This is a genomic window from Stenotrophomonas sp. IS26 (genome assembly GCF_054188265.1).
In genome coordinates, this window is sequence record NZ_JBSZJV010000011.1 from 107,267 (window position 1) to 132,659 (window position 25,393).

The window sequence follows — 25,393 nt, forward strand, 5'->3', positions numbered from 1 at the left end:
AGTAACGTGGGGTGATCACGGGCGGTTGAACAGGTAGTGGGCGACCTGCCACTGCTGGCCCTGCTGGTAGCCGAACAACTCTGCACAGGCCATCCAGAACATGCGCCAGCGCTGGTGCCACAACGCAGCCGAGGCATCGCCGTAGGTCTGGCGCAGCACAGCCATCACGGCTTCTTTCTCGCGGTCCTGGTTGGCCAGCCAGTGGTTGGCGGTGCGCTCGTAGTGGGTGCCATCCAGCAGCCAGCGCTGCTGCAGCTGCAGGTGCTGCTGGAAGAACAGCAGCGTATCGGCCGCGGGCATCAGGCCACCGGTGAAGAAGTGGCGGCCCATCCAGTTGTCCTCGCCCTCGGTCTCGAACGGGTACATCAGCGTGCGGTGCACGAAAATATGCACGAACAGCTTGCCCTCCGGCCGCAGCCAGCGGTGGATGCGCTGCAGCAGCTGCGGGTAGTTGCGCATGTGCTCGAACATCTCGATCGAGACGCAGCGATCGAAGGTCTCCGCATCCAGCATCAGATGATTCACGTCACGGGTCAGTACGGTGACGTTGATCAGGCCACGTGCACGGCACTGGCCCAGGATGTACTCGCGCTGGCTGTTGGAGTTGGAGACGGCGGTGATCTGCGCGTTCGGGTAGCGCTCGGCCATCCACAGCGTCAGCGACCCCCAGCCGCAGCCCAGCTCCAGGATGTGTTGCCCATCGGCCAGCTGTGCGCGCTCGCCGTACAGCGCGAGCATCGCCTCTTCGGCTTCGTCCAGCGTTTCAGTGCCGGTGGCGTAGTAGCAGCTGCTGTACTTCAGGCGCTTGCCCAGGCAGCGATGGAAGAATTCGGCCGGCACTTCGTAATGCTGCCGATTGGCCGCATCCACATGCAGCGCGACCGCGCTGCTGGCCAGCCCGGCGATGCGCGCGGCAAAGCGCTGCGACTGGACCTGCTGGCCACCGGCAAGCTCTTCGCGCAGGCGCTGCTCGCACTGGCGGCGGATGCCCAGCCGCAACAGCGTATCGGGCAGCAGCCCGCGCTCGGCCAGGCCGGTCAGGCCCGGTGCGTAGTCCGGCAGCGGAAGACGGTCACTGGCGACATTCATGGGGAAGATTCCTTGCGGGCAGACGACGAACGGGAGGGGAACCACGGAAACAGCATCGGCGTGGTGCGTTGGTACTCGCGGTAATCTTCACCGCGCGAGCGCAGCGCCTGCGCCTCGGTGAAGGGAATGCCGCTGACCCAGCGCAGGAACACGTACATCACCAGCGGGCCGGACCAGGCCAGCCACCACAACGGCGACTGCACGGCCAGCAGCACGTAGGTGAACCAGTGCAGCCATTCGAAGAAATAGTTGGGATGCCGCGAGTAGCGCCACAACCCATCGCGGCAGGTCTTGCCCTTGTTGGCCGGATCGGCGCGGAAGCGCGCCAGCTGACGATCCGCCAGCGATTCGCCACCCACGCTCAGCAGCCACATCGCCACGGCCGCGATCACCCAACCCCAGCCATGTGGTTCCGGATTCACCGACACCGCCACGAAGGGCAACGCGAACAGCACGATCAGCAGTGCCTGGAACTGGAAGAAGCCGAAGATCTTTCCCTGGTGGCCGTTCCAATGCTTACGTAGATGCTGGTAGCGACCATCCTCGGGCTCGCTGCGCACGCGGTGCCACAGGTGCAGCGCCAGTCGTGAACCCCACAGCCCGCCCAGCACCGCCAGCGCGATCCTCGGCATCGCCGCGCCATCGCCGAGCAGTGCGAGCAACAGCGCAGACGCGCCCACACCCTTGGCCCAGAGCACATCGACCACGCCGATGTTCTGGTGCCGGCGCTGCCACCACCACCCCCAGGTCATGATCACGGCGGCGTACAGCCACACCACCCACAGCATCTTCATCGTGTGTCTCCTGGAGCAAGTGTGGCGAGGGGTACCGCACGGGTGTGCCAATGACGGGCGCACGCCGCAAGTACCGGCAATGCGATTGCCCAGCCCAGGCCGAGCAGCAGCACGCCGTGCCACTGCGGTGCGGCGAACACCACCGACGACCAGCCGCGCGCGGCGGATAGATACGCCAGCGGGGCCAGCAGCAGGCCAACCAGTGCTGCCGCAACCAGATGCCGCTGCAGCACCGCGAATGACACCGTGAGCGTCATCGCGAACGCGGCCCACAGCGCGAGGATCCAGACCGGGGCGATCCACGCGGGCTCATTGCCGGCTGCGTACAGCACCCACCCGGAGGCGCCGGCCAGCCCGTCTACGACCAACCCGCAGGCGATCGCCACCAGCATCAATCTGATCTCCACTGACGGCTGCGCGGACCAGACCAACTGAGTGCCCACGTAAACCGCCGCCGCCAACAGCGCGGGCCAGCGCAGCCCATGGCCGGCCCCGATCACCGCGCACAGCCATACCAGCTGGTTGCCGATCACGTTGGCCCAGAAACGTGGCACCTCAGGCCTCCCCCGCTATCAATGCGGGCCGGTAGCCCGGACGCGCCATCAGCAGGTGCGAGACACCGATGGAGCGCTCCCGGAAGCCACCTTCGCAGTAGGCCAGGTAGAACTCCCACATGCGGATGAAGCCCGCATCGAAGCCCTGTGCACGCACCGCCGGCAGCTGGGCCAGGAAGCGCTGGCGCCACGCGCGGAGGGTGAGGGCATAGGACGGGCCGAAATCATGCTGGCCGATCAGCTGCAGATCGCTGCTGCGGGTCTTGGCGGCGACGATGGCGTTGATCGAGGGGATGAAGCTGCCGGGGAACACGAAGCGCTTGATGTAATCGACGCTTCGCCGCGCCTGCTCGTAACGCTGGTCTTCGATGGTGATGGCCTGCAGCAGCGCCAGGCCGTCATCCTTGAGCAGGCGGGTCAGCGTGGCGAAGTAGGTGTCCAGGTACTGCGCGCCGATCGCCTCGATCATCTCGATGGACACCAGCTTGTCGTACTGGCCGTCCAGATCGCGGTAATCCTTGAGCAGCAGGGTGACCTTGTCCTGCAGCCCGGCCGCCTCCACCCGCTGCTTGGCCAGCGTGTACTGCTCCACCGAGATGGTGGTGGTGGTGACGTGGCAGCCGATATGGCGGGCCGCGTACAGCGCGAAGCCGCCCCAGCCGGTGCCGATCTCGACCACGCGATCGGCCGCAGTGAGCTGCAGCTGCTCGCAGATGCGGGCCAGCTTGCGCTCGGACGCAGCCTTCAGCGTGTCGTCCGGGCGGGCATACAGCGCCGAGGAATACATCAGGTCCGGCGACAGGAACAGCGAGAAGAACGGATTGCCAAGGTCATAGTGCGCGGCGATGTTGCGGCGGCTGCCTTCGCGCGTGTTGCGGCGCAGCCGGTTCCAGCCTTTCAGCAGCCAGCCGCCGATGCGCGCCGGGCCACCCTCCATGCCATCGAGCAGATCCCGGTTGCGCACCAGCAGCTGGACCAGCGCGACCAGGTCATCGCAGCGCCAGTCGCCGCGGATGTAGGCCTCGCCTGCACCCACGCTGCCCTGCGCGGCCACCGCGCGGTAGAAACCGGGATCGTCCACCCAGACCGTCACCTGGGGCGTGGCGTCCGGATCGCCGATCACCACATCGCCCACGGCATCGCGCAGCCGCAGCTGCCCGCCGCGCAGCGGTGCCAGCTGCGCCAGCAGGCGCCCGCGCAGGAACCCTTCAAGGGCGGACGGTTGCGGCACGGCCACCGCGCGTGTCATGTCGTTCATGGGGATTTTCCAGCAAGAGAAGGATGGTCGTGAACGGGGTTGCGCTTGAGCCACAGGCGCAGCGCCTGCCAGTGGATCGCGGCAACGACCTTGAGGGTCATCAGCGGGTAACGCAGCAGCACGCCGGCCAGGCCACGACCGGTGAGCGGATGGCGCTGCATCACCAGGTCGGCATCGAACTGGCACACGCCCTCGCGCCACACCTGCATGTGCACGTGCAGGTCATCGCCCGGCGCGGTGAAGCGCCAGCGGTACTCGCAGTCCATCTGCATGAAGGGAGAAACGTGGAACTGCTTGTCGAAGGACCAGCACAGCGCGCGGCCCTGGGCATCGGCCTGGGCCACCGGCAGCACGTAGGCGTGGCGCTCCTTCCAGGGCGTGTTGGTGATCTCCGCCACGATGCTGTCCAGCGTGGTGCCATCGGCGGCGTAGCAGTAATAGAAGCTCACGGGGTTGAAGACATGGCCGGCATAACGCGGATGCGTCAGCAGGCGGATCGGCCCGGCGGGCGCGCGGCCCAAGGCCTCGGTGATGCGTGCGCGCACGGCATCGGCCAGCGGTTGATCCGGCGCGCCGAGATAGTCGCTGCGGCGGAACTCGACCACGTTGCGACGGCCCACCGACCACAGCCAGCGCCGCTCGAACAGGCGCGGCAGTTCGTCCAGGTCCAGCAGCAGCTGCGCGATCGGGTAGCGGAACGCGTGCGCGTGCGGCGCGTGTCGCCGATGGCGCATCCAGCCGCGGTAGATCGCACTGGCGTTCATGCCGGTAGCGCCTCGGCCAGCGGCCAGTACGACTCCGCATCCAGCGCCTGTAACGCGTCGACCACGCGCCGTGCACTGCGGATGCCATCCTCGTGGAAGCCCCAGCCCCAGTACGCACCGGCGAACCAGGTGCGGCGGTGGCCCTGGATCTCGGCCCAACGCTGCTGGGCCCGCACCATCGCGTGGTCATGCACGGGGTGGGCGTACTGCAGGCGGCGCAGCACGGTGGACGGATCGATCGCAGCGCTGCGGTTGAGCGTAACCACCAACGGCGTAGGCGTGTCGATGCCCTGCAGCAGGTTCATGCAGTAGCTGACCGTGCACGGTGCGAGCGGGTCGCGCGGCACATGCGCATTCCAGGCGGCCCAGGCCTTGCGGTCACGCGGCAGCAGGCTGGCATCGGTATGCAGCACCACCTCGTTGGGCTGGTAGCGGATCGCGCCCAGCACCGCGCGCTCGGTGAGGTCGGCATCGGACAGCAAGGCCAGCGCCTGGTCGCTGTGACAGGCCAGCACCAGCTGGTCGAAGCCCTCCAGGCCGGCAGCGCTGTGTACGCGCACGCCATGCTCATGCCGCTCCACGCCGAACACCGGGCACTCCAGGCGCTCACGCACCTGCCAGCGCTTGCGCAGTGCATCGACGTACCTGGCCGAGCCGCCCTGCACCACCCGCCACGGCGCGCGCCCGGTCATCTGCAGCATCTGGTGATTGGCCATGAACTGCACGAGGTAGCGCGCCGGGAAGGCGGCCAGGCTGGCCGTCGGCGACGACCACAGCGCCGAGGCCATCGGCAGCAGATGCTCGTCGATGAAGGTGCGGCCGTAACGGCCCTTGTCCAGGAATTCGCCCAGCGAGGGGCCTTCATCGTCGCGCTCGAGCAGCGCCGGCGCCTCGCGGTAGAACCGGCGCAGGTCCCGCAGCATGCCCCAGAAGCGCGGCGACACCAGATTTCGGCGCTGGCAGAACAGGGTGTCCAGCGAGGTCGCGTTGTACTCCAGCCCGCTGCGCTCGCTGTGCACCGAAAAGCTCATCGTGGTCGGCTGCGAAGCCACCCCCAGCTCGTCGAACAGGCCGGTCAGCAGCGGGTAGTGGGCAGGGTTGAACACGATGAAGCCGGTGTCCACCGCCTGCGTGCGCCCATCGACCTCCACCTCATGCGTATGCGTGTGACCCCCGAGGTAGTCATTGGCTTCGAACAGCGTCACTTCATGCTGCTGGCTCAGCCACCACGCACTGGAGAGGCCGGCGATACCCGATCCGATCACGGCGATACGCATGTCAGTGCTCCGCCTTGGCCAGCACCCAGGCCGGCACGGGTTTGAGATCACGCACCAGCCCGAGCGCGGCCATCGCACGCAGGCCATACCAGGTGACATCCACTTCCCACCAGTAGAAGCCCTGACGCGCGGTGCCCGGGAAGAAGTGGTGGTTGTTGTGCCACCCTTCGCCGAAGGTCAGCAGCGCGAGCCACAGGTTGTTGCGGCTGTCGTCACCGGTGTTGAAACGCTGGCGGCCGAAGCGGTGCGCCAGCGAGTTGATCGTCACCGTGGCGTGGAACAGCACCACGGTGGAAATGAAGAAGCCCCACACCAGCATCTGCCCACCGCTGGTGCCCCACGACGGCGCGATACGCTCCAGCAGCGCACCCAGGCCAAACAGTGCCGCGGCCAGCGCGATCGGCACCAGCGTGTCGAAGCGGTCCAGCCAGCGCAGCTCCGGGTACTTGGCCAGATCTGGGATGCGCGACCAGTCGGTGCGGAAGCCTTCGACCGTCAGGAACCAACCCATGTGGCTCCACCAGAAGCCATGCACCGAGGGCGAATGTGGATCGGCGGCAGTATCGGTATGACGATGGTGATTGCGATGATGCGCCGCCCACCACAACGGGCCGCGCTGCACGCTGGAAGCGCCGATCAGCGCGAAGATGAACTGCACGACCCGCGACGTCTGGAAGGTGCGATGGGAGAAGTAGCGGTGGTAGAAGGCCGTGATCGCAAACATGCGCACCGCGTACAGCGCGACCGCCACGCCGACCGCGACCCACGACACGCCCACCCAGATCACCGCCAGGCAGGCCAAGTGCATCGCCGCGAACGGGATGGCCCGCACCCAGTCCACGCGCTGTGGCTGGCCGGTCGCGGCAGCCGCATCCGTGCTGGTATCGAACCAACGCCACAGCGTGGCCCAGCGGCGTCGCTGTGCGGTGCGTCCTGCGTCGGGGGTGGGGCTGACCGACATGACTCGCTTCTCCTGAGGCGTTATCAGGAGATACGACAGGGCACGGCGTTTGGATGCACGGATCCGGAAAAAAACCGCGACTCCGTGCGATTACAGGTTGGCGATGTCGCCCTTGGCGATGATCGGGCCGGTCGGAATGCCTTGCGGCGCACCGGTCGACGGTTCCAGTGTGATCGCCAACACCGAGCCGTTCACAAGTGCATCACGCAGCGTGTCCGGCACGGCGACAGTATGCGCGCGGTCGATGGAGACCAGGCCCAGCGAACGCGGGGCGGCGCCGGCCGGGATCAGCCACAGCTCGGGGGCACGGCCGGCCGCATCGGCCGCGGCCGGGACCGGCACCATCAGCACCTTGCCCTGGGCCTTGTCGACCGAGGCCAGCCAGCCCGGCGTGCCATCGTCGTGCAACAGCGGCGTGACCGGCTTGGTGGCCTGCTCCGGCTCGGCCGGTGTCGTCGGCGGGGTCGGCGTTACCGCCACCGGCGAGGGCGAAGGTGCGGTCGGCTCCAGATCGCGGCGGCTGAACACCGCGACCAGTGCCAGCGCAGCAGCCAGCGCGGTCATGCCCTGCCAGAAACCGGTGCGCTGCCACACCCGAGGCGAGGCGGCCGTTGCGGCTGTCCAGCCGAGCGAGGTGCGGATGCGCGGCCACAGATGCGCGGGCACCGCTTCGGTACCGAGCGACTCGAGCAGGGGCGCAAGGCGGTTCTCCCACTGGGCCACCAATCGCGCGAAGCCGGGATCGCTGGCGATGCGGCGTTCGACCTCGGCACGCTGGGCGGCATCGAGTACGCCCAGCACGTATTCGCCGGCCAGGATGTCGGCGTTCGGCGGCTCGCCGTCGTCTTGCAGATCGTGGAGGTCGCGAACGTTCATCGTTCCAGGCACACCCGCAGTTGACCCAGCCCGCGGCGGACCCAGCTCTTCACCGAGCCCAGCGGCGAACCGATGCGGCGCGCCAATTCTTCATAGCTCGCGCCATCGAGGAAGGCCAGCCGGATCAAGGATCGCCGGCGCGGTTCCAAGGTTTCCAGGCACGCCTGCAGGCGCTCGTGGTTGGAGGCCTGTTCGGCAGCCTGGGCAGGCTGCGGCGCGAGATCGGGAATCTCCTCCGCCACCGACAGATCATCCAGCGCGCGCGGCGGCGCGGCGCGCAGGCGGTCGATCGAGCGGTTGCGCGCCAGCATCGACAGCCAGGTCATGGCCGCCGCCTTGGCGCGGTCGAACTGCGCCGCCTTGTTCCAGACCGTGGTGAACACGTCCTGCAGTACCTCTTCGGCATCCCCGCGGTCGCGCAGCACGTGCAGGCAGATCGCGAACAGGCGGCCAGAGGCCAGCTGATAGACCGATTCGAAGGCCTGGCGATCGCCGCCGGCGACCCGGGCGAGCAACTCGTCCAGACGGTGGGATGCGGCGGTGGCGGCAGCGTCCAGCTCGGGCATCGCAGGCTCAATGTCGATAACGGGCGTATCGGCATCGTCCTTGCTTGCGAGGCTGGCTGCAAGGGGGCGCTCAGGCACCGCATGTCTTCACCAGCGGCTGCGTACGCGCGGCGGACAACTCTGCCGCAGGCGTGGCAACGGGAGCCGCCGGAAACTCGACCCGCACCTGCGGGTACTTGCCCTTCTCATCGCGGACGTTGCCGGTGCCGGTGAACTGCAGCAGCCGCTGGTCCGCGGTGGCATAGACCAGGGTGACCGGGGGCACCGCGAAACCGAACCACGCATCGAGCTTCATCTGCAGCTGCTCGGCCGGTTGACCCTGCCAGGTCACCGCACCCGTGCGTTGCACTTTCAGCGGCACCAGGCGCTGACGGCTGGGCAGCAGGAACTGGAACGCCACGCTCTGCCCCGCCTGCAACGCCGCCCAATGGCTGCGCACCGCCGCGTCGAAACCGGCATCCACCACCGCGCCCGGCGGAACCGCGATGGCGCGGCTGAATGTCGGTGCCTGCGCGCTGGCACGGACCGATACCTGGCGGGTAGCGGCACCGCCGCGCACGCCTTCCTGATACCCATCGCGGCCATCGTCCAAGGTGAAATCAGGCGTCTGCGGGCTGCCCTGCGGGGTCATCCACTTGCGCGCAAACGGGCGCCCATCGCTGCAGCGGTACAGCACCAGCCGCGACTGTGCGCTTGCCGGCCCCTGCAGCCAATGGGTCTCGCGGTAGAGCAGGCGCCCATCGGCGGTGGCGTACGCGCGGCCTTCCTGGCGCTGCACGGTCTGCGCGGCGGCACTCGCGGGGGCGGCGATCACCGACAGCAGCAGGATCAGGCAGGGCAAGGGCTGGCGCATGGGGGTCCAAACGGGCGGGCTTGCAGGGAGATACGCAGTTGACGGTGGTTTGGATGCAGTGGGGTGAATCGGGCAGACGACTTGACCATCGCTCGCCTTCGGCCTACCTTGTGCTCGCCGAAGGTATCCATCGCTTCATGCAGATGAAGGGATGGATTTAAACGGGAATCCGGTGAAGGCGCCTCGTGCGCCCATTCCGGAGCTGCCCCGCAGCGGTGAATGGAAACGACTCCTGCCAACAGCACTGGGCCTTCGCGCCTGGGAAGCGGCAGGTACTAGGTGGGCGCCCGCGCCCGTGTCCATCAGCCCGAATACCGGCCCCGGCCGGAGGACATGACCGTCCTCCGATTCGACCTGGAACGTCCGCGGGGAGGTTGCCGGGGCCTGCCGCCATGCCGCCTGCATGGCGCTGCCCCCGTGCGTCCGCTTCACGGCATCCGGTTCGCCCGCGGGGGCGAAGGTCGCTGGCGGGGCGGAAGGGGCTGCAAGGCCCCGGACGGCGCGCGGTTCCTTCGTTCCTCAATGCCCCTACGCAATGAGGACACGTTCCAATGACCACTGTTACCACCCTGGGTTTTCCACGCATCGGTGCCAAGCGCGAACTCAAGCGCGCGCTCGAAGCCTTCTGGTCCGGCGAGAGCACCGCCGCGTCGCTGCAGGACACCGCGGCCGAGCTGCGTGAACGCCACTGGCAGCTGCAGCGCGAGGCCGGCGTGGATGTGCCGCCGAGCAACGATTTCAGCCTGTATGACCAGGTGCTGGATGCGGCCTTCCTGTTCGATGCGATCCCGACCCGCTACCGCGCGCTCGCCGATGCCGAGCCGCTGAGCGGCTATTTCGCGATGGCGCGTGGCCTGCAGCGCGATGGCATCGACCTGCATGCGCTGGAAATGACCAAGTGGTTCGATACCAACTACCACTACCTGGTGCCCGAACTGCACGCCGGCCAGACCTTCACGGTACGCGGCGACAAGCCGCTGGCCGAGTACCGCCAGGCCAAGGCGCTGGGGATCGAGACCCGTCCGGTGCTGATCGGCCCGGTGACCTTCCTGCGTTTGTCCAAGACCACCGACGGCAGCAACGCACTGGACCTGCTGGATGCACTGCTGCCGGTGTATGTGCAGCTGCTGGGCGAGCTCAAGGCGGCCGGCGCGGCGTGGGTGCAGCTGGATGAGCCGCTGCTGGTGCAGGACCTGGACGAGGCCACACGTGCTGCCTACGAGCATGCCTACGCGGTACTGGCCCAGGCTGCCCGCCCCAAGGTGCTGGTGGCGACGTACTTTGGTGCGCTGGAGGACAACCTCGCGCTGGCCGCCTCGCTGCCGATCGATGGCCTGCATGTGGATCTGGTCCGTGCGCCGGAACAGCTCGATGCGGTGATCAAGGCGCTGCCGGCCGGTCGCGTGCTGTCGGCCGGGCTGGTCAACGGCCGCAACATCTGGCGCACCCACCTGGACAACGCGCTGGTGCTGGCGCGCTACGCGCACGGCCATGTCGGCAGCGATGCGCTGTGGCTGGCGCCGTCGTGTTCGCTGCTGCATACCCCGGTCGATCTGGACCACGAAAAGAAGCTCGATGACGAACTGCGCAGCTGGCTGGCGTTCTCCCGGCAGAAGCTCGGCGAGCTGCGCGTACTGGCCGACGCGATCGATGCACCGGCGCGTGCCGAAGCACCGCTGGCTCATTCGCGTGCGTGCATCGAATCGCGCCGTCGTTCGCCGCGCGTGCACAACACGGCCGTCGCCGCGCGCCTTTCCTCGCTGACCCCGGCCGATGCACAGCGCCACAGCCGCTACCCGCAACGCCACCTGGCCCAGGCCGCCGCGCTGAAGCTGCCGCGCTTCCCGACCACCACGATCGGTTCGTTCCCGCAGACGCTGGAGGTGCGTGAGGCGCGTGCCCGCAACAAGGCCGGCAAGCTCTCCGATGCGGACTACGATGCGTTCCTGGCCACCCAGACCGAGCACTGCGTGCGCGTGCAGGAGCAGATCGGGCTGGACGTGCTGGTGCACGGCGAGTTCGAGCGCAACGACATGGTCGAGTACTTCGGCGAGCAGCTCGATGGCTTTGCCTTCACCAGGAATGGCTGGGTGCAGAGCTACGGCTCGCGCTGCGTGAAGCCGCCGGTGATCTTCGGCGATGTGACCCGCCCTCAGCCGATGACGGTGCGCTGGTCGCAGTACGCGCAGTCGCTCACCCAGCGGCCGATGAAGGGCATGCTGACCGGCCCGGTGACGGTGCTGCAGTGGTCATTTGTACGCGACGACCAGTCCCGCGCGGACACCTGTCGCCAGATCGCACTGGCCCTGCGCGATGAAGTGACCGACCTGGAAGCGGCCGGGATCGGCGTGATCCAGATCGACGAGCCGGCGATCCGCGAAGGCCTGCCGCTGCGCCGCGCACAGTGGCGCGAGTACCTGGACTGGGCAGTCGAAGCCTTCCGGATCAGTGCCAGCGGCGTGCGCGATGCGACCCAGATCCACACCCACATGTGCTATTCCGAGTTCAACGACATCATCCACTCGGTGGCTGCGATGGACGCGGACGTGATCTCGATCGAGACCTCCCGCTCACGCATGGAGCTGCTGGATGCCTTCGTGCGCTTCCAGTACCCCAACGAGATCGGCCCGGGCGTGTACGACATCCACTCCCCGCGCGTGCCGGACAAGGCCGAGATGCTGGCACTGCTGCGCAAGGCCGCCGAAGTACTGCGCCCGGAGCAGATCTGGGTCAACCCGGATTGCGGCCTGAAGACCCGTGGCTGGCCGGAAACCCGGGCCGCGCTGGAAGCTCTGGTGGCCGCTGCGCGTGAGCTGCGCGAGGAAACCGCGGACGCCAACGCCGCCTGATCCGACCCTTGTAGACCGCCCCAAGGACCCCATCGCCGCCGTTGCCGGCGGTGGGGTCGACGAGAAACGCATGAACCCGCATGACCTGACACCGATCGACCGCCCGACCCTGTCCCTGCCCGACGGCCAAACCAAGCTGCTGCTGCACTCGTGCTGCGCGCCGTGTTCGGGCGAGGTGATGGAAGCGATCACCGCCTCCGGCATCGACTACACGATCTTCTTCTACAACCCCAACATCCACCCGGTAAAGGAATACGAACTGCGCAAGCAGGAGAACATCCGCTTCGCCGAGAAGCATGGCGTGCCGTTCGTCGACGCTGACTACGACACCGACAACTGGTTCGCCCGCGCCCGCGGCATGGAGAACGAGCCCGAGCGCGGCATCCGCTGCACGATGTGCTTCGACATGCGCTTCGTGCGCACCGCGTTGTATGCGCACGAGAACGGCTTTGCGGTGATCAGCAGCTCGCTGGGCATTTCGCGCTGGAAGGACATGAACCAGATCAACGACTGCGGCCACCGCGCCGCCGCACACTACCCGGGCATCCAGTACTGGGATTACAACTGGCGCAAGGGCGGCGGTGCCGCGCGGATGGTGGAGATCAGCAAGCGCGAGCAGTTCTACCAACAGGAATACTGCGGCTGCGTGTACTCACTGCGCGACGCCAACCGCCACCGTCGCCAGACCGGCCGCGAGCGGATCAAGCTGGGCGTGCTGTACTACGGCGATGGCACCTTGAAGCAGGGCGACGCCGACTGACCGTTGCGGGGGCGTCGGCTAGACTGGGCGTCCCCACAGCCGTGAAGCCGCCATGAGCCGTTACCCCGCCGATGTCGCGTTGGTCGTGATCGACCTGCAGCCGGACTTCATGCCTGGTGGCGCACTGGCCTGCGTGGACGGCGATGCGATCGTGCCGGGCATCGCCGCGGTGCTCGCCGAGCGCCATTACCGCACCGTGGTGGCGACCCAGGACTGGCACCCGGCCGACCACGCCTCCTTTGCCAGCCAGCACCCGGGGCATCTCCCGTTCGAGGCGATCCTGCTGCACGCGCAGCCGCAGACGCTGTGGCCGGACCACTGCGTACAAGGCAGCGACGGCGCCGTGCTGCATCCGGGCGTGGACTGGACCCTGGCCGACCTGATCCTGCGCAAGGGCACGCGCCAGCAGGTGGACTCCTACAGCGCGTTCCGCGAGAACCATGGTCCTGACGGCACCCGCCCGGCGACCGGCCTGGCCGGGTGGCTGCACGAACGCGGCATCCGCGAGGTGCACGTGTGCGGTCTGGCGCGCGATTACTGCGTGTTGTGGAGCGCGCAGGATGCGGTGAAGTCCGGGTTCCGGGTGAAGTTCCATTGGGACCTGACCCGGCCGGTGACCGAGGCCAATGATGGGATGGTGCGCGAAGCGTTGGCCAAGGCGAAAATCGCGCTGATCTGACGGGCGAGTCAAGGCGCCGGCCGGAACGGCGTACCGACCAACGGTCGGTACCTACCGGATCAAAGAACGACCGTCTGGTGCCGGCCGTGCGCTGGTAGTGCCGGCCGCTGGCCGGCTCCCGATACCGTTTGGGTCGTGCGATGAGCCGGCCAGCGGCCGGCACTACCGGAGTGTCGTACCCACCAACGGTCGGTACCTACCGGTCAGCGGAACACGACCGTGCGATGCCCGTTGCGCAGGATCCGGTGCTCCACATGCCGCCGTACCGCGCGCGCCAGTACCTGCGATTCGGTATCGCTACCCAGCCGCACCAGATCGCGTGGCGTCATCGCGTGATCCACGCGCGCCACGTCCTGCTCGATGATCGGGCCTTCGTCCAGATCCGGGGTCACATAGTGCGCGGTGGCGCCGATGATCTTGACCCCGCGCGCGTGTGCCTGGTGGTACGGCTGTGCGCCTTTGAAGCTGGGCAGGAAGCTGTGGTGGATGTTGATCGCGCGCCCGGCCAGCGCCTCGCACAGGCGCGGCGACAGAATCTGCATGTAACGCGCCAGCACCACCAGGTCGATCTGCTCGCGCTCCACCAGATCGATGATCTGCTGCTCCTGCACGGTGCGGTTGTCCGCGTTGACCGGCAGGTGATGGAACGGCACGCCGTAGGAGCCGGCCAGGGCAGCGAAGTCCTCGTGATTGGAGGCCACCGCCGCGATATCCACCTGCAGCTGCCGGCTGTGCGCACGGAACAGCAGGTCGTTGAGGCAATGCCCCTGCTTGCTCACCAACACCAGCAGGCGCGCACGACGGCGGGCGTCATGCAGCTGCCAGTCCATCCCGAACTCGGCGGCCAGGGTGGCCATGCGGGCTTCCACGTCGCCCAGTGACTGCTCGGCGGCACGGTCGAAATGCACGCGCAGGAAGAACCGGCCGCTCTCGTCGTCGCCGAACTGCTGGGCATCGAGGATGTTGCAGCCCAGCTCGAACAGCAGGCCGGACACACGGTAGACGATCCCGGTACGGTCCGGGCATGACAGGGTGAGGATGGAATCGGGGCGCATCCGACCAGTGTAAGCGAGCACCGCCGGGCTGCGGACGATGCTCTCAGATGCAACCAAGGGCAGCGGGCCCCGCGACTACACCGACACCGGATCCACCTTCTCCACATCGATGCCATAGCGGTCGATCGCCACCTGCAGCTGGGCCCGTTCGATCCGGCCCTCGTCGGCCAGCGACTTGAGCGCGGCGAGCACGATGAAGTGGCGGTCCACTTCAAAGAATGTACGCAATGACTCGCGCGTATCCGAGCGGCCGAAGCCATCCGTGCCCAGGGCGGTGAAGCGACGGCCGTCGATGAAGGGGCGGATCTGGTCGCCGACGATCTTCATGTAGTCGGTGGCCACGATCACCGGGCCCGGGTGCGCGGCCAGGCATTGCTGCACATACGGCACCCGCGGTTCCTCCACGGGATGCAGCAGGTTCCAGCGCTCTGCCGCCAGGCCATCACGGCGCAGTTCGGTGAGGCTGGTGGCGCTCCACACATCGCTGGCGATGCCGAAGTCCTGCTGCAGCAGCGTGGCCGCGGCTTCCACCTCGCGCAGGATCGCGCCACTGCCCATCAGCTGCACGCGCAGCGCCGGGTCGCTGTCGGCGGCAGCGGGATGCAGCAGGTACAGGCCCTTGAGGATGCCTGCTTCGCTGCCTTCGGGCAGTGCCGGGTGCGGATAGGCCTCGTTGAGCACGGTGATGTAGTAGTAGATATCTTCCTGGTCCACGTACATCCGGCGCAGGCCGTCCTGGATGATCACCGCGAGTTCAAAGTTGTAGGTCGGGTCATAGGACACACAGCTGGGGATCACCGAGGACAGCACGTGGCTGTGGCCGTCGTCGTGCTGCAGGCCCTCGCCCATCAGCGTGGTGCGGCCGGACGTGGCGCCGAGCAGGAAGCCGCGGGTACGTGCATCGGCAGCCGCCCAGGCCAGGTCGCCAACGCGCTGCAGGCCGAACATCGAATAGAAGATGTAGAACGGAATCGTGGCCAGGCCGTGGTTGCTGTACGCGGTACCGGCGGCGATCCACGAGCAGATCGCGCCGGATTCGTTGATGCCCTCCTGCAGGATCTGGCCGTCCTTGGCTTCCTTGTAATAGCTCAGCTGGCCGGCGTCCTGCGGGGTGTACAACTGGCCGAGGTAGGAGTGGATGCCGATCTGGCGGAACAGGCCTTCCATGCCGAACGTGCGTGATTCATCGGGCACGATGGGAATGATCAGCTTGCCCAGTTCGGGGTCCTTGAGCAGCGTGGTGAGGATGCGCACGAAGCCCATCGTGGTGGACTGGCCACGTTCGCCACTGCCCTGCAACTGGGTGGCGAACGCCGACAACGCCGGCACTGGCAACGGATCGACGTGGGTCACCCGCGCGGGCAGCTGGCCGCCCTGGGCCTGGCGACGCTGCGCGAAATAGCGCGCCTCGGCACTGCCCGGCGCGGGGCGCAGGTACGGCATGTCTTCCAGCTGGTCGTCGCTGACCGGCAGATCGAACCGGTCACGGAACGCACGCACGGCATCGGCGCTCATCTTCTTGAGCTGGTGATTGATGTTCTGCCCTTCACCGGCCTCGCCCATGCCGAACCCCTTGACCGTCTTGGCCAGGATCACGCTCGGGCGACCATTGCCGGCGACGGCCTGCGCGTAGGCGGCGTACACCTTCTGCGGATCGTGACCGCCGCGGGCGAGCGCCCAGATCTCGTCATCGCTCAGGTCCGCGACCAGCGCCAGCAGTTCGGGATACCTGCCGAAGAAATGCTCGCGCACGTAGGCACCGTTCTGCGACTTGAAGGTCTGGTAGTCGCCATCCACGCATTCCATCATGCGCTGGCGCAGCAGGCCGGTGCGGTCCTTGGCCAGCAGCGCGTCCCAGCCGCCGCCCCAGATCACCTTGATGACATTCCAGCCGGCGGCGCGGAAGGTGCCTTCCAGTTCCTGGATCACCTTGGCGTTGCCGCGCACCGGGCCATCCAGCCGCTGCAGATTGCAGTTCACCACGAACACCAGGTTGTCCAGGCGCTCGCGGCCGGCCACCGAGATCGCGGCCAGCGATTCGGGCTGGTCCATTTCGCCATCGCCGAGGAACGCCCAGACCTTGCGGCCCTGGTGCTCCTTCAGCCCGCGGTATTCCAGGTAGCGCATGTAGCGCGCCTGGTAGGCGGCGGTGAGCGGGCCCAGCCCCATCGAGACGGTGGGGAACTGCCAGAAGTCCGGCATCAGGCGCGGGTGCGGATACGAAGACAGACCCTCGCGATCGGATTCGCGGCGGAAGTTGTCCATGCGTTCCGGTGCGATGCGGCCTTCGACGAACGCGCGGCCGTAGATGCCGGGCGCCGAATGGCCCTGGATGTAGATCATGTCGCCATCGAAGGTGCCGGTACGGCCACGGAAGAAGTGATCGAAGCCGACGTCGTACAGCACCGCCGCGGACTGGTAGGTGGCGATGTGGCCGCCCACGTTGGAGTGCTTGCCGGCGCGCAGCACCATGACCATCGCGTTCCAGCGGATCATCGCGTTGAGGCGGCGCTCGATGCCGAGATCGCCCGGGTAGGCGGGCTGGCGCTCGACCGGAATGGTGTTGGTATACGCCGTCCAGACGCGGCCATGCAGATCCCCATGGCGGGCCGTGTCCAGCTCGGTCAACTGGTCCATCAGGTAATGCGCGCGCGGCCGGCCGGCGGCATGGATGACCGCCTCCAGCGACTCACGCCATTCCTGGGTTTCCTGCGGGTCGGTATCGAGGGGGGCGAGCGCTGGGTTCATGTGCATCTCCGGGGAAGGCGGCCAGGCCGTGCGCAGGACGCGACGGCAGCGGGGGCGGCACAGCGCGGACGCGGCGTCGCCCGGGCAACAGAGCCGGGCGAGCGGGCAACCTGGCGATTGCGGGACAGGCACGATAAGCAGCCGCCGCCGGGGCGGGTAGACCGGATGGGCTTGGCGCTTTATAAAGAAATTCTTTCCAATGGAGCGCGAGAATGGCGGCCAGCATGAACATTCTCCAGTCAATCCGCAGCTTCATCCGGACCGCCGACGCCGGCAGCCTGGCCGCGGCCGCGCGCACGCTGGGGGTCAGCCCGGCGGCGGTCGGGCAGAACATCGCCCGGCTGGAGGCGCATCTGGGTGTGCGCCTGCTCAACCGCACCACCCGTACCCTGGCCCTGACCGAGCGCGGTGCGCTGTACCTGGCCCAGGTGCGCCACATCGAGCGCGACCTGCAGCGCGCCCAGGCCGCCGTGACCGACCTCGATGCCACGCCTGAAGGGCGGCTGCGGATCGCCAGCAGCACCGCGTTCGGCCGGCACGCGCTGGCCCCGTTGCTGCCCGCGCTGCAGGCCCGCTTCCGCCGCCTGGCGATCGAGCTGCTGCTCACCGACCGCAGCGTCGACCACGCGCACGAAGACGTGGACGTGAGCATCCGGATCGAACCGCAGCTGGAGGAAGGCCTGGTGGCCCGGCCGATCGCGCAGGTGCCGTTCGTGTTCTGCGCGGCACCGTCGTATCTCGCGCGGGCCGGCATCCCGCTCACACCGGAGGCGCTGCGCGAGCATCGTTGCCTGCTGCTGCGCTACCCGCTGGATGGGCGCTATCTGCCTTGGGGCTTCGTACGCGACGGCATGCGCTTCGATGCCGAGGTGGCCCCGGCGCTGGTCAGCGACGACATCGACGCGCTGGCCGAGATGGCGGTGGCCGGCGGCGGCATCACCCGGCTGGCGGCATTCGTGGCCGCGCCCTATCTCGCGCGCGGCGAGCTGCAGGCGCTGTTCGAACCCGGCGATGCGCAGAGCACCCAGGCCTCACCGGAACCGATGCGGTTGTTCCTGTGCGTCAGCGATCGCCGCGATCTGACCCCGAAGGTGCGGGCGCTGATGCAGCACATCATCGAGGGGCTGCCGCCGGCGTGGCGGGTGGATGCCGGCTGAGGGCAGGCTCACCCGGGATGCCGGCCAGCGGCCGGCACTCCCTTCCGCGTGTCAGCGTTCCGGCGCGATGAACACACCGCGGGCTTCGCGCGGTTCGCAGCGCAGGTACTGCGGTGCCGGAGCCACCGAATCGCCCAGTGCCGCGGCGGCATGCCACGGCCAGCGCGGGTCGTAGAGGATGCCGCGGGCCAGCGCGATCGCATCGGCATGACCATGGCGCAGGATCGATTCGGCCTGCGAGGGCTCGGTGATCAGGCCCACCGCGATGACCGGCATGCGCAGCTTGTGCGCCTTGATCGCCTGCGCGAACGGCACCTGGTAGCCCGGCGACAGCGGTATCTGCTGGCGCGGGTCGTTGCCACCGCTGGAGACATGCAGGAACTGGCAGCCGCGCGCGTCCAGCACATGCGCCAGGGTCGTGGTCTGCTCGATATCCCAGCCGCCGGCCACCCAGTCGCTGGCGGAGATGCGCACACCCACCGCGATGCGATCGGAGACGGCCTCGCGCACGGCGTCGAACACGCGCACCAGCAGGCGCATGCGGTTCTCCAGCGAGCCACCGTAGTCGTCCTCGCGGCGATTGCTCAGCGGCGACAGGAACTGGTGCAGCAGGTACCCGTGCGCGGCGTGCAGTTCGATCAGGTCCATGCCGACGCGTTCGGCGCGACGAGCCGCAGCCGCGAAGGCTTCGACCACCGCATCGATACCGGCCAGGTCCAGTTCGGTCGGCGTCGGATCGGTCTTGGCGAACGGCAGCGCAGACGGCGCGACTGTGGGCCAGGCACGCGGATCGGATGGGTCCATCGCACCGCCACCTTCCCACGGCTTGTTGACCGAGGCCTTGCGGCCAGCGTGACCCAGCTGCACGCCCAGCGGCATCGGCGACCACTGCTTGACCGAGGCCACGACCGAGGCCAGCGCGGCTTCGGTGGCGTCATCCCACAGGCCCAGATCGGCCCAGCTGATGCGGCCTTCCGGCAGCACGGCGGTGGCTTCCAGGATCAGCAGGCCGGCGCCGGACTGCGAGAGCTGCCCGAGATGGATGCGGTGCCAGTCGTTGGCAAGGCCGTCGACGCAGGAGTACTGGCACATCGGCGCGATCACGATGCGGTTGGGCAGGGTCAGCGGGCCGAAGGGGATGGAGGAGAAGAGCTGGCTCAAGGGGGGAACTCGGGAAGAGGAAATGTAACCGGGCGCCATTGCACTCCTGTGCGGCGGCGGAGGCAACCGTGCCAGTGGATCAGTGTTTCGTAGCGGCTCAGGCGGCGGCGGTTCCCGGCAGCAGGAAGGCCAGCGCCTCGGCGCAGGATTGGTCGACTTTCAGGCTCAGCAGCGCGTCGGCACGGGTGAGGCCGCGGTTGAGCGCAGCGATCGGCACCCCGGCCTGCGCGGCCGCCTGCACGAAGCGGAACCCGGAATAGACCATCAGCGAGGAGCCGACCACCAGCACCGCATCGGCCCGCTGCAGATGGTCGTGGACGGTGGCGACCCGCTCGCGCGGCACGCTTTCACCGAAGAACACCACATCCGGCTTGAGCACGCCGCCGCAGCCCGGGCAGGCCGGCACCTGGAAGGCGGAGAAATCCATCTCCAGATCGGCATCGCCATCGGGCGCCTGTGCGGCCTCCAGATGCTCCCAGTCCGGGTTGAGCGCCAGCAGCCGGTGCTGGAACGCCTCGCGCGGAGTGCGTGCTTCACAGCCCATGCAGCGCACCTGGTCCAGCCGCCCATGCAGATCGATCACCGCCTCGCTGCCCGCCCGCTGATGCAGCCGGTCCACATTCTGAGTGAGCAGCAGCTCGACCTGCCCCCGGGCTTCCAGCGCGGCGAGCGCGGCATGCGTGCCGTTCGGCTGGGCCCACCCGAACCGGGGCCAGCCCAGCAGGCTGCGCGCCCAATAACGCTGGCGGGTGGCCAGCTCGCCCATGAAGGCCTGGTAGGTGACCGGCGGCGTCCGCTTCCACTGCCCATCGGCATCGCGGTAATCCGGGATGCCCGAATCGGTGCTGCAGCCTGCGCCGGTCAGCACGAACAGGCGCTGGGCGCGGTCGATGAACTCGGCGAGAGGTGTGCTCATGATCAGCAGATGGGGGCGCAGGGACAGAGAGGCAATCGCTGGCCGCTTACGGGCCCGGGATGTCACCCGGCAGCGACGGGACGCTGGTCGGATGGCCATCGGCATCCAGCGCGATCATCACGAAGTGCCCGCGCGTACACAGCTTGCGCTCACCGGTGTGGAGGTCTTCGGCGATCAGTTCAACCTCCACCTTCATCGAGCTGCGGCCCACTTCAACGATGCGGCCGACGGTCTCCACCATCTGGCCGATGCGGATCGGCAGCTTGAAATCGACCTGGTCCGAGCGCGCGGTGACCACGGTACGGCGGGAGTAGCGGGCGGCGGCCAGGAACGCCGCCTTGTCCATCCATGCCAGTGCCTGGCCACCGAACAGGGTGCCCAGGTGATTGGTGTGGTTGGGGAACACGATCTCGGCCATGCGGACTTCGATGGGCGGGATGGTTTCAGGGATGGGGGTCATGGCGGGGGCCGGGAATGTGTGTGGGGTGGCGCGGATGATACGACAGGGGGAGGGTTGGTCGCGTAGGGCGTTCTTGGCGCCTTTATCTCTATCGGTTCGAGGAGGTCGGGGGCCCCTTTGCGGGACGCGCCGTAAATCCCGCTCCGCGGCCCGGCCCAGCCGCCGGCGGCTGTGCGTTCGAACGCATGCGAGGCAATACCTCGCAGGCAATGCGTTCTCACCCATGTAGGCTCGTAAGCGGCATCCATGCCGCTTAATGGTCCTGCAAATGGGCCCCCGACCTCCTCTGGATAGTGTGTCGTTGCGCGGTGGGGAGAGCAGTTCCAGCGGATGCTTACGCGACGTGGTGTGGGGAAGGAAGAGCAGCCGAGCATGGCTCGGCTCTACCCAACGTGTGATAGGAAGGCATGCCACGACAGTAGAAGCCATCAGAAGCAAAGTGCCTTTCCAACCGCACTGGGAGATCCGTGAGAAGTGACCCGGGCAGGCGAATGCAGGACCGTTGGGGCCGCATGGATGCGGCCCACGAGCCCACACGGACGTGTTCACGGCGGGTCCAGCATTCGCCTGCCCGGGTCACTTCCACTCGCAGCATCCGGACGCCAACGCTCTTGCTTCAATGCTTCATCGCTTCATCGCTTCATCGCTTCATCGCTTCATCGCTTAATCGCTTCATCGCTTAATCGCTTCATCGCTTAATCGCTTCATCGCTTCATCGCTTCAGCGAGTAAAGCGGGAAACGAAAAAGCCCCGGAACAAGGCCGGGGCTTTTCGACATCACGACGTGAGCGTCAGATCAGAACGACATGTCGAACGACACTTCGCCCTTCACGCCCACCTGGTAGGCCGACGAACGACGCTCGAAGAAGTTGGTCAACTCCTGCACATCCTGCAGCTCCATGAAGCTCAGCGGATTGCGCACGTTGTACTTCTTCTCCATGCCCAGGCGATGGAAATGATTGTCCGCGCAATGCTGCAGATACTGGCGCATGTCACGCGTCGAAATGCCCGCCACACCGCCCGACAGCACGTCCTCGGCGAACTGCACTTCGCACTCGATCGCATCGGCCAGCATGTCGTAGACCTCCTGCTTCATCGCATCGTCGAACAGGTCCGGCTCTTCCTCGCGGATCACATCCACGCACTCGAAGGCGAACTCCATGTGCGCGCTCTCGTCGCGGAACACCCAGTTGGTGCCCGAGGCCAGACCGTTGAGCAGGCCGCGCGAACGGAAGTAGTACACGTAGGCGAAGGCCGCGAAGAAGAACAGGCCCTCGATGCATGCCGCGAAGCAGATCTGGTTGAGCAGGAACTGGCGACGCTCATCACGGGTCTCGATGCGCTTCAGGTTCTGGATCGAATCGATCCACTTGAAGCAGAAGTCCGCCTTCTTCTTGATCGAATCGATGTTCTCCACCGCGTCGAACGCCTTGGCGCGCTCGTCCGGATCCGGCAGGTAGTTGTCCAGCAGGGTCAGGTAGAACTGCACGTGCAGCGCTTCTTCGTACAGCTGGCGCGACAGGTACATGCGCGCTTCCGGCGCATTCAGATGCTGATACAGGTTCAGCACCAGATTGTTGGACACGATCGAATCGCCGGTGGCGAAAAACGCGACCAGACGGTGGATCAGGTGGCGCTCGCCCGGCGACATCTTGCCGTGCAGGTCACTGATGTCGATCTGGAAATTGATTTCCTCGACCGTCCAGGTGTTCTTGATCGCATTGCGATACATGTCATAGAACTGCGGGTAGCGCATCGGGCGCAACGTCAGTTCAAAACCTGGATCGAGCAGCATTTGAGCAGGCTTGTCGGCCATGGTGTTTCGTCCTTCTTGGCGACTACCGACCAACGGTCGGTAGCTACCGAATGTGTGATTTTCCGTCCGTGCACCCGGCGGTGCCGGCCGGGTGGGCCGGCACGCCTTGTTTACTGGCACGCCTCGCAGCTTTCCGGGTTTTCCAGCGAGCAGGCGACGGCTTCGACCGGGGTGTAGCTGCTGACGGTCGTCTTGGCGATCTTGGTCGCCGGGCGCGAACGCAGGTAGTACGTGGTCTTGATGCCCTGCTTCCAGGCGTACATGTACATGGAGGACATCGCGCCGATGTTCGGGCTTTCCATGAACAGGTTGAGCGAGGCGGACTGGTCGATGAACGCGCCGCGGTCGGCGGCCATGTCGATCAGCGAACGCATCGGCAGTTCCCAAGCGGTGCGGTAGATGTGGCGCAGCGTTTCCGGGATCTGGGTGATGCCCTGGATCGAGCCTTCGGCCAGCTTGATCGCGTCGCGCATTTCCGGGGTCCAGTGGCCGAGCTTCTTCAGCTCGTTCACCAGGTAACGGTTGACCTGCAGGAAGTCGCCGGACAGCGTTTCGCGCTTGAACAGGTTGGACACCTGCGGCTCGACGCACTCGTAGCAACCGGCGATCGAGGCGATGGTCGCGGTCGGGGCGATCGCGATCAGCAGCGAGTTGCGCAGGCCGTGTTCCTTGATGCGCTCACGCAGGGCATCCCAACGTGCGGTGTCTTCGGGCACCACGTTCCAGGCATCGAACTGCAGCTCGCCGCTGGCCGCACGGGTGTCGGCGAAGGACGGGTGCTTGCCGCGTTCCTGGGCCAGCTCGCACGAGGTTTCCAGCGCGTGGAAGTAGATCGTTTCGGCGATCTGCTTGGACAGCGCGCGGGCTTCGGCACTGTCAAAGGCCAGACGCTTGCGGAAGAACACGTCCTGCAGGCCCATGCAGCCCAGGCCGACCGGGCGCCAGCGCAGGTTGCCGCGGCGGGCGGTTTCGATCGGGTAGAAGTTCAGGTCGATCACGCGGTCGAGCTGACGCACGGCCAGGCGCACGGTGTCGGCCAGCTTGTCGAAATCGAACTCGCCGTGGCCGTCGAAATGATTGCCCAGGTTGATCGAGCCCAGGTTGCACACCGCGGTCTCTTCGGCCGAGGTGATTTCCAGGATTTCGGTGCACAGGTTGGACAGGTGGATCACGTTGCCCGGGCGCAGCGTCTGGTTGCTGGCGCGGTTGCACTTGTCCTTGAACGTCATCCAGCCGTTGCCGGTCTCGGCCAGGGTACGCATCATCCGCGAGTACAGCTTGCGTGCGGAGATGGTGCGCTGGGCCTTGCCCTGGGCTTCGGCCTGCAGGTAAGCCTGTTCGAAGGCTTCGCCGAACAGATCGGTGAACTCGGGCACCACGCTCGGATCGAACAGCGACCATTCCTGGTCGGCCTCGACGCGCTGCATGAACAGGTCGGGGATCCAGTTGGCCAGATTCAGGTTGTGCGCACGGCGCGATTCGTCGCCGGTGTTGTCACGCAGTTCGAGGAAGTCCTCGATATCGGCGTGCCAGGTTTCCAGGTACACACAGGCCGCGCCCTTGCGCTTGCCACCCTGGTTCACCGCCGCCACGGACGAATCCATGGTCTTCAGCCACGGCACGATGCCGTTGGAATGGCCGTTGGTCGACTTGATCAGCGAACCACGCGAACGCACGCGGCTGTAGCTGACGCCGATGCCGCCGCTGAACTTGGAGAGCTGGGCGATATCGCCGTACTTGGCGTAGATCGACTCCAGCGAATCCTGCGGCGAATCCAGCAGGAAGCACGAGGACAGCTGCTCGTGCGTGGTGCCGGAGTTGAACAGGGTCGGGCTGGACGGCAGGTAATCCAGGTTGCCCATGCGCTTGTACAGCGCGAGGGTTTCCGGCACGTCTTCGCTCAGCGCGCTGGCGATGCGCAGGAAGAACTGCTGCGGGGTCTCGATCACCTTGCGGGTGTGCGGATGACGCAGCAGGTAACGGTCGTACAGGGTACGCAGGCCGAAGTAATCGAAATGCAGGTCCAGCGACGGATCGATCGCGTCGTTGAGCTTGCGGGCGTTGACCTGCACGAATTCCAGCAGGCGCGCGTTGATCAGGCCCACTTCGTGGCCGCGGCCGACCGACTGCGAGAACGCATGGATTTCCTGGCCGGACACTTCCTTGGCGATGAAGTTGGCCAGCAGGCGCGCAGCGAGGCGGCCGTATTCGGGCTCTTCACCGATCAGCAGCGCCGAGGTGCGGATGGACAGTTCGTCCAGCTCCTGGGTGGTCGCGCCGTTGTACAGGCCGGAGATGGTGCGGGTCGCAACGCGCATCGGATCCACCGCATGCAGACCTTCGCAGCAGCGCTGTACAGCGCGCACGATCTTGTTCAGGTCCACCAGTTCGGTCGTGCCATTGCGCTTGGTCACGCTCATGGCGGTCGCCGTGGGCGGCGAGGTCAGCAGGAATTCGCTTTCCTTATCGATAGCTGCGCTGGTTTCGGTGCTCACGGCGTTTTCCTCTTGGCGTGATTTGGGGTGGTACAGCGGGGTCTGCCTGGCAGGCGCCGGAACCGATGCAGAGATGCTCAGGGTGGACTATCGGCGTCGCAGGAGCCGCGACCCGGGCAGGCAAGCCTGCGGGCGGTTCCCCTGCGTCACCGGTCCTCTCCCCCCGGAGAATCCTGCGACCGGCACCACACGCTGTACTTCGTGCGGTTGTCAGTAGGTCTTCAGGCCATCGGCGTGAAGGCAATACTCCCGTCGACTTGTGGTCGGCGGTACCGACGGCCACAAGATAGTGGGGGTACCAGGTG

The 25,393-nt window shown here is 66.9% G+C and carries 21 protein-coding genes and 1 riboswitch; of the genes, 4 read left to right on the forward strand and 17 right to left on the reverse strand.

The features are described from left to right. Window positions 1-15: 15 nt before the first annotated feature. The 10 genes from ACW6W5_RS11610 to ACW6W5_RS11655 form a co-directional block, all read right to left on the reverse strand. On the reverse strand, window positions 16-1,089 hold the full coding sequence (locus ACW6W5_RS11610; RefSeq protein WP_121044276.1) for a class I SAM-dependent methyltransferase: 1,074 nt from the start codon (window positions 1,087-1,089) through the stop codon (window positions 16-18). Next, entirely contained in the window at window positions 1,086-1,883 is a 798-nt protein-coding gene (locus ACW6W5_RS11615; protein WP_152152933.1) for a DUF1295 domain-containing protein, read from the reverse strand. The genes ACW6W5_RS11610 and ACW6W5_RS11615 overlap by 4 nt, the downstream gene beginning before the upstream one ends. Further along, entirely contained in the window at window positions 1,880-2,437 is a 558-nt protein-coding gene (locus ACW6W5_RS11620; RefSeq protein WP_152152935.1) for a DUF2878 domain-containing protein, read from the reverse strand. Before ACW6W5_RS11620 ends, ACW6W5_RS11615 begins: the two co-directional genes overlap by 4 nt. 1 nt (window position 2,438) lies before the next feature. Beyond that, window positions 2,439-3,695, reverse strand: a complete 1,257-nt coding sequence (locus tag ACW6W5_RS11625) for an SAM-dependent methyltransferase (RefSeq protein WP_152152937.1) — start codon at window positions 3,693-3,695, stop codon at window positions 2,439-2,441. Continuing rightward, on the reverse strand, window positions 3,692-4,459 hold the full coding sequence (locus tag ACW6W5_RS11630; RefSeq protein WP_152152939.1) for a DUF1365 domain-containing protein: 768 nt from the start codon (window positions 4,457-4,459) through the stop codon (window positions 3,692-3,694). The genes ACW6W5_RS11625 and ACW6W5_RS11630 overlap by 4 nt, the downstream gene beginning before the upstream one ends. Next, window positions 4,456-5,736, reverse strand: a complete 1,281-nt coding sequence (locus ACW6W5_RS11635; RefSeq protein WP_152152941.1) for an NAD(P)/FAD-dependent oxidoreductase — start codon at window positions 5,734-5,736, stop codon at window positions 4,456-4,458. Before ACW6W5_RS11635 ends, ACW6W5_RS11630 begins: the two co-directional genes overlap by 4 nt. Before the next feature lies 1 nt (window position 5,737). Then, window positions 5,738-6,697 (reverse strand): acyl-CoA desaturase, encoded by a 960-nt coding sequence (locus tag ACW6W5_RS11640; RefSeq protein ID WP_152152943.1) that lies wholly within the window; start codon window positions 6,695-6,697, stop codon window positions 5,738-5,740. Window positions 6,698-6,787: 90 nt separating this feature from the next. After that, complete coding sequence (locus tag ACW6W5_RS11645; RefSeq protein ID WP_152152945.1) at window positions 6,788-7,573, reverse strand: anti-sigma factor; 786 nt, start codon at window positions 7,571-7,573, stop codon at window positions 6,788-6,790. Beyond that, window positions 7,570-8,139, reverse strand: coding sequence for a sigma-70 family RNA polymerase sigma factor (locus ACW6W5_RS11650; RefSeq protein ID WP_152152971.1), 570 nt, complete (start codon window positions 8,137-8,139; stop codon window positions 7,570-7,572). Before ACW6W5_RS11650 ends, ACW6W5_RS11645 begins: the two co-directional genes overlap by 4 nt. Before the next feature lie 70 nt (window positions 8,140-8,209). Further along, window positions 8,210-8,992 carry a hypothetical protein gene (locus ACW6W5_RS11655; RefSeq protein ID WP_152152947.1) on the reverse strand — a complete coding sequence of 261 codons (783 nt, stop codon included), beginning with the start codon at window positions 8,990-8,992 and terminating at the stop codon, window positions 8,210-8,212. Window positions 8,993-9,095: 103 nt separating this feature from the next. Further along, window positions 9,096-9,329, forward strand: a riboswitch (cobalamin riboswitch). Window positions 9,330-9,543: 214 nt separating this feature from the next. Between ACW6W5_RS11655 and metE the strand changes: the two genes are divergently transcribed. The 3 genes from metE (at window position 9,544) to ACW6W5_RS11670 (ending at window position 13,280) form a co-directional block, all read left to right on the forward strand. Next, entirely contained in the window at window positions 9,544-11,841 is a 2,298-nt protein-coding gene (metE, locus tag ACW6W5_RS11660) for a 5-methyltetrahydropteroyltriglutamate--homocysteine S-methyltransferase (RefSeq protein ID WP_152152949.1), read from the forward strand. A 70-nt stretch (window positions 11,842-11,911) separates the two neighbouring features. Then, a complete protein-coding gene (locus ACW6W5_RS11665; protein ID WP_193222805.1) occupies window positions 11,912-12,601 on the forward strand; it encodes an epoxyqueuosine reductase QueH in 690 nt (229 codons plus the stop codon). 52 nt (window positions 12,602-12,653) lie between these two features. Next, window positions 12,654-13,280 (forward strand): nicotinamidase, encoded by a 627-nt coding sequence (locus ACW6W5_RS11670; protein WP_152152951.1) that lies wholly within the window; start codon window positions 12,654-12,656, stop codon window positions 13,278-13,280. 203 nt (window positions 13,281-13,483) lie between these two features. Here ACW6W5_RS11670 and purU read toward each other — a convergent pair whose 3' ends face one another. After that, window positions 13,484-14,335 (reverse strand): formyltetrahydrofolate deformylase, encoded by an 852-nt coding sequence (gene purU, locus ACW6W5_RS11675; protein WP_152152953.1) that lies wholly within the window; start codon window positions 14,333-14,335, stop codon window positions 13,484-13,486. 75 nt (window positions 14,336-14,410) lie between these two features. After that, window positions 14,411-17,083: a pyruvate dehydrogenase (acetyl-transferring), homodimeric type gene (aceE, locus tag ACW6W5_RS11680; RefSeq protein WP_152152955.1), complete on the reverse strand. Its 2,673-nt coding sequence runs from the start codon at window positions 17,081-17,083 to the stop codon at window positions 14,411-14,413. A gap of 224 nt (window positions 17,084-17,307) precedes the next feature. Here aceE and ACW6W5_RS11685 point away from each other — a divergent pair, with 224 nt between their 5' ends. Further along, the gene (locus tag ACW6W5_RS11685; protein WP_193222806.1) at window positions 17,308-18,240 is read left to right on the forward strand and encodes a LysR substrate-binding domain-containing protein; all 933 of its coding nucleotides are present in this window, start codon (window positions 17,308-17,310) and stop codon (window positions 18,238-18,240) included. Window positions 18,241-18,291: 51 nt separating this feature from the next. On the opposite strand, the gene ACW6W5_RS11690 is transcribed toward ACW6W5_RS11685, so the two are convergent. From ACW6W5_RS11690 to ACW6W5_RS11710, 5 genes are all read right to left on the reverse strand, one after another. Then, complete coding sequence (locus ACW6W5_RS11690; RefSeq protein WP_458233645.1) at window positions 18,292-19,440, reverse strand: NADH:flavin oxidoreductase/NADH oxidase; 1,149 nt, start codon at window positions 19,438-19,440, stop codon at window positions 18,292-18,294. 58 nt (window positions 19,441-19,498) lie between these two features. Continuing rightward, window positions 19,499-20,317, reverse strand: coding sequence for an NAD-dependent protein deacetylase (locus tag ACW6W5_RS11695; protein WP_152154440.1), 819 nt, complete (start codon window positions 20,315-20,317; stop codon window positions 19,499-19,501). Between the two features lie 46 nt (window positions 20,318-20,363). After that, window positions 20,364-20,777, reverse strand: coding sequence for an acyl-CoA thioesterase (locus tag ACW6W5_RS11700; RefSeq protein ID WP_019184839.1), 414 nt, complete (start codon window positions 20,775-20,777; stop codon window positions 20,364-20,366). 796 nt (window positions 20,778-21,573) lie between these two features. Next, entirely contained in the window at window positions 21,574-22,593 is a 1,020-nt protein-coding gene (locus ACW6W5_RS11705; protein ID WP_121044332.1) for a ribonucleotide-diphosphate reductase subunit beta, read from the reverse strand. Between the two features lie 110 nt (window positions 22,594-22,703). Beyond that, on the reverse strand, window positions 22,704-25,088 hold the full coding sequence (locus ACW6W5_RS11710) for a ribonucleoside-diphosphate reductase subunit alpha (protein WP_121044335.1): 2,385 nt from the start codon (window positions 25,086-25,088) through the stop codon (window positions 22,704-22,706). Window positions 25,089-25,393 lie beyond the last annotated feature (305 nt).

Coding starts and splice junctions, on each gene's coding strand:
- ACW6W5_RS11665 (WP_193222805.1), top strand. CDS start 11,912: ATGAACCCGCATGACCTGACACCGATCGACCGCCCGACCCTGTCCCTG.
- metE (WP_152152949.1), top strand. CDS start 9,544: ATGACCACTGTTACCACCCTGGGTTTTCCACGCATCGGTGCCAAGCGC.
- ACW6W5_RS11670 (WP_152152951.1), top strand. CDS start 12,654: ATGAGCCGTTACCCCGCCGATGTCGCGTTGGTCGTGATCGACCTGCAG.
- ACW6W5_RS11685 (WP_193222806.1), top strand. CDS start 17,308: ATGAACATTCTCCAGTCAATCCGCAGCTTCATCCGGACCGCCGACGCC.
- ACW6W5_RS11655 (WP_152152947.1), bottom strand. CDS start 8,992: ATGCGCCAGCCCTTGCCCTGCCTGATCCTGCTGCTGTCGGTGATCGCC.
- ACW6W5_RS11700 (WP_019184839.1), bottom strand. CDS start 20,777: ATGACCCCCATCCCTGAAACCATCCCGCCCATCGAAGTCCGCATGGCC.
- ACW6W5_RS11695 (WP_152154440.1), bottom strand. CDS start 20,317: ATGAGCACACCTCTCGCCGAGTTCATCGACCGCGCCCAGCGCCTGTTC.
- ACW6W5_RS11610 (WP_121044276.1), bottom strand. CDS start 1,089: ATGAATGTCGCCAGTGACCGTCTTCCGCTGCCGGACTACGCACCGGGC.
- ACW6W5_RS11690 (WP_458233645.1), bottom strand. CDS start 19,440: ATGGCGCCCGGTTACATTTCCTCTTCCCGAGTTCCCCCCTTGAGCCAG.
- aceE (WP_152152955.1), bottom strand. CDS start 17,083: ATGAACCCAGCGCTCGCCCCCCTCGATACCGACCCGCAGGAAACCCAG.
- ACW6W5_RS11645 (WP_152152945.1), bottom strand. CDS start 7,573: ATGAACGTTCGCGACCTCCACGATCTGCAAGACGACGGCGAGCCGCCG.
- purU (WP_152152953.1), bottom strand. CDS start 14,335: ATGCGCCCCGATTCCATCCTCACCCTGTCATGCCCGGACCGTACCGGG.
- ACW6W5_RS11650 (WP_152152971.1), bottom strand. CDS start 8,139: ATGCCCGAGCTGGACGCTGCCGCCACCGCCGCATCCCACCGTCTGGAC.
- ACW6W5_RS11705 (WP_121044332.1), bottom strand. CDS start 22,593: ATGGCCGACAAGCCTGCTCAAATGCTGCTCGATCCAGGTTTTGAACTG.
- ACW6W5_RS11635 (WP_152152941.1), bottom strand. CDS start 5,736: ATGCGTATCGCCGTGATCGGATCGGGTATCGCCGGCCTCTCCAGTGCG.
- ACW6W5_RS11640 (WP_152152943.1), bottom strand. CDS start 6,697: ATGTCGGTCAGCCCCACCCCCGACGCAGGACGCACCGCACAGCGACGC.
- ACW6W5_RS11615 (WP_152152933.1), bottom strand. CDS start 1,883: ATGAAGATGCTGTGGGTGGTGTGGCTGTACGCCGCCGTGATCATGACC.
- ACW6W5_RS11630 (WP_152152939.1), bottom strand. CDS start 4,459: ATGAACGCCAGTGCGATCTACCGCGGCTGGATGCGCCATCGGCGACAC.
- ACW6W5_RS11625 (WP_152152937.1), bottom strand. CDS start 3,695: ATGAACGACATGACACGCGCGGTGGCCGTGCCGCAACCGTCCGCCCTT.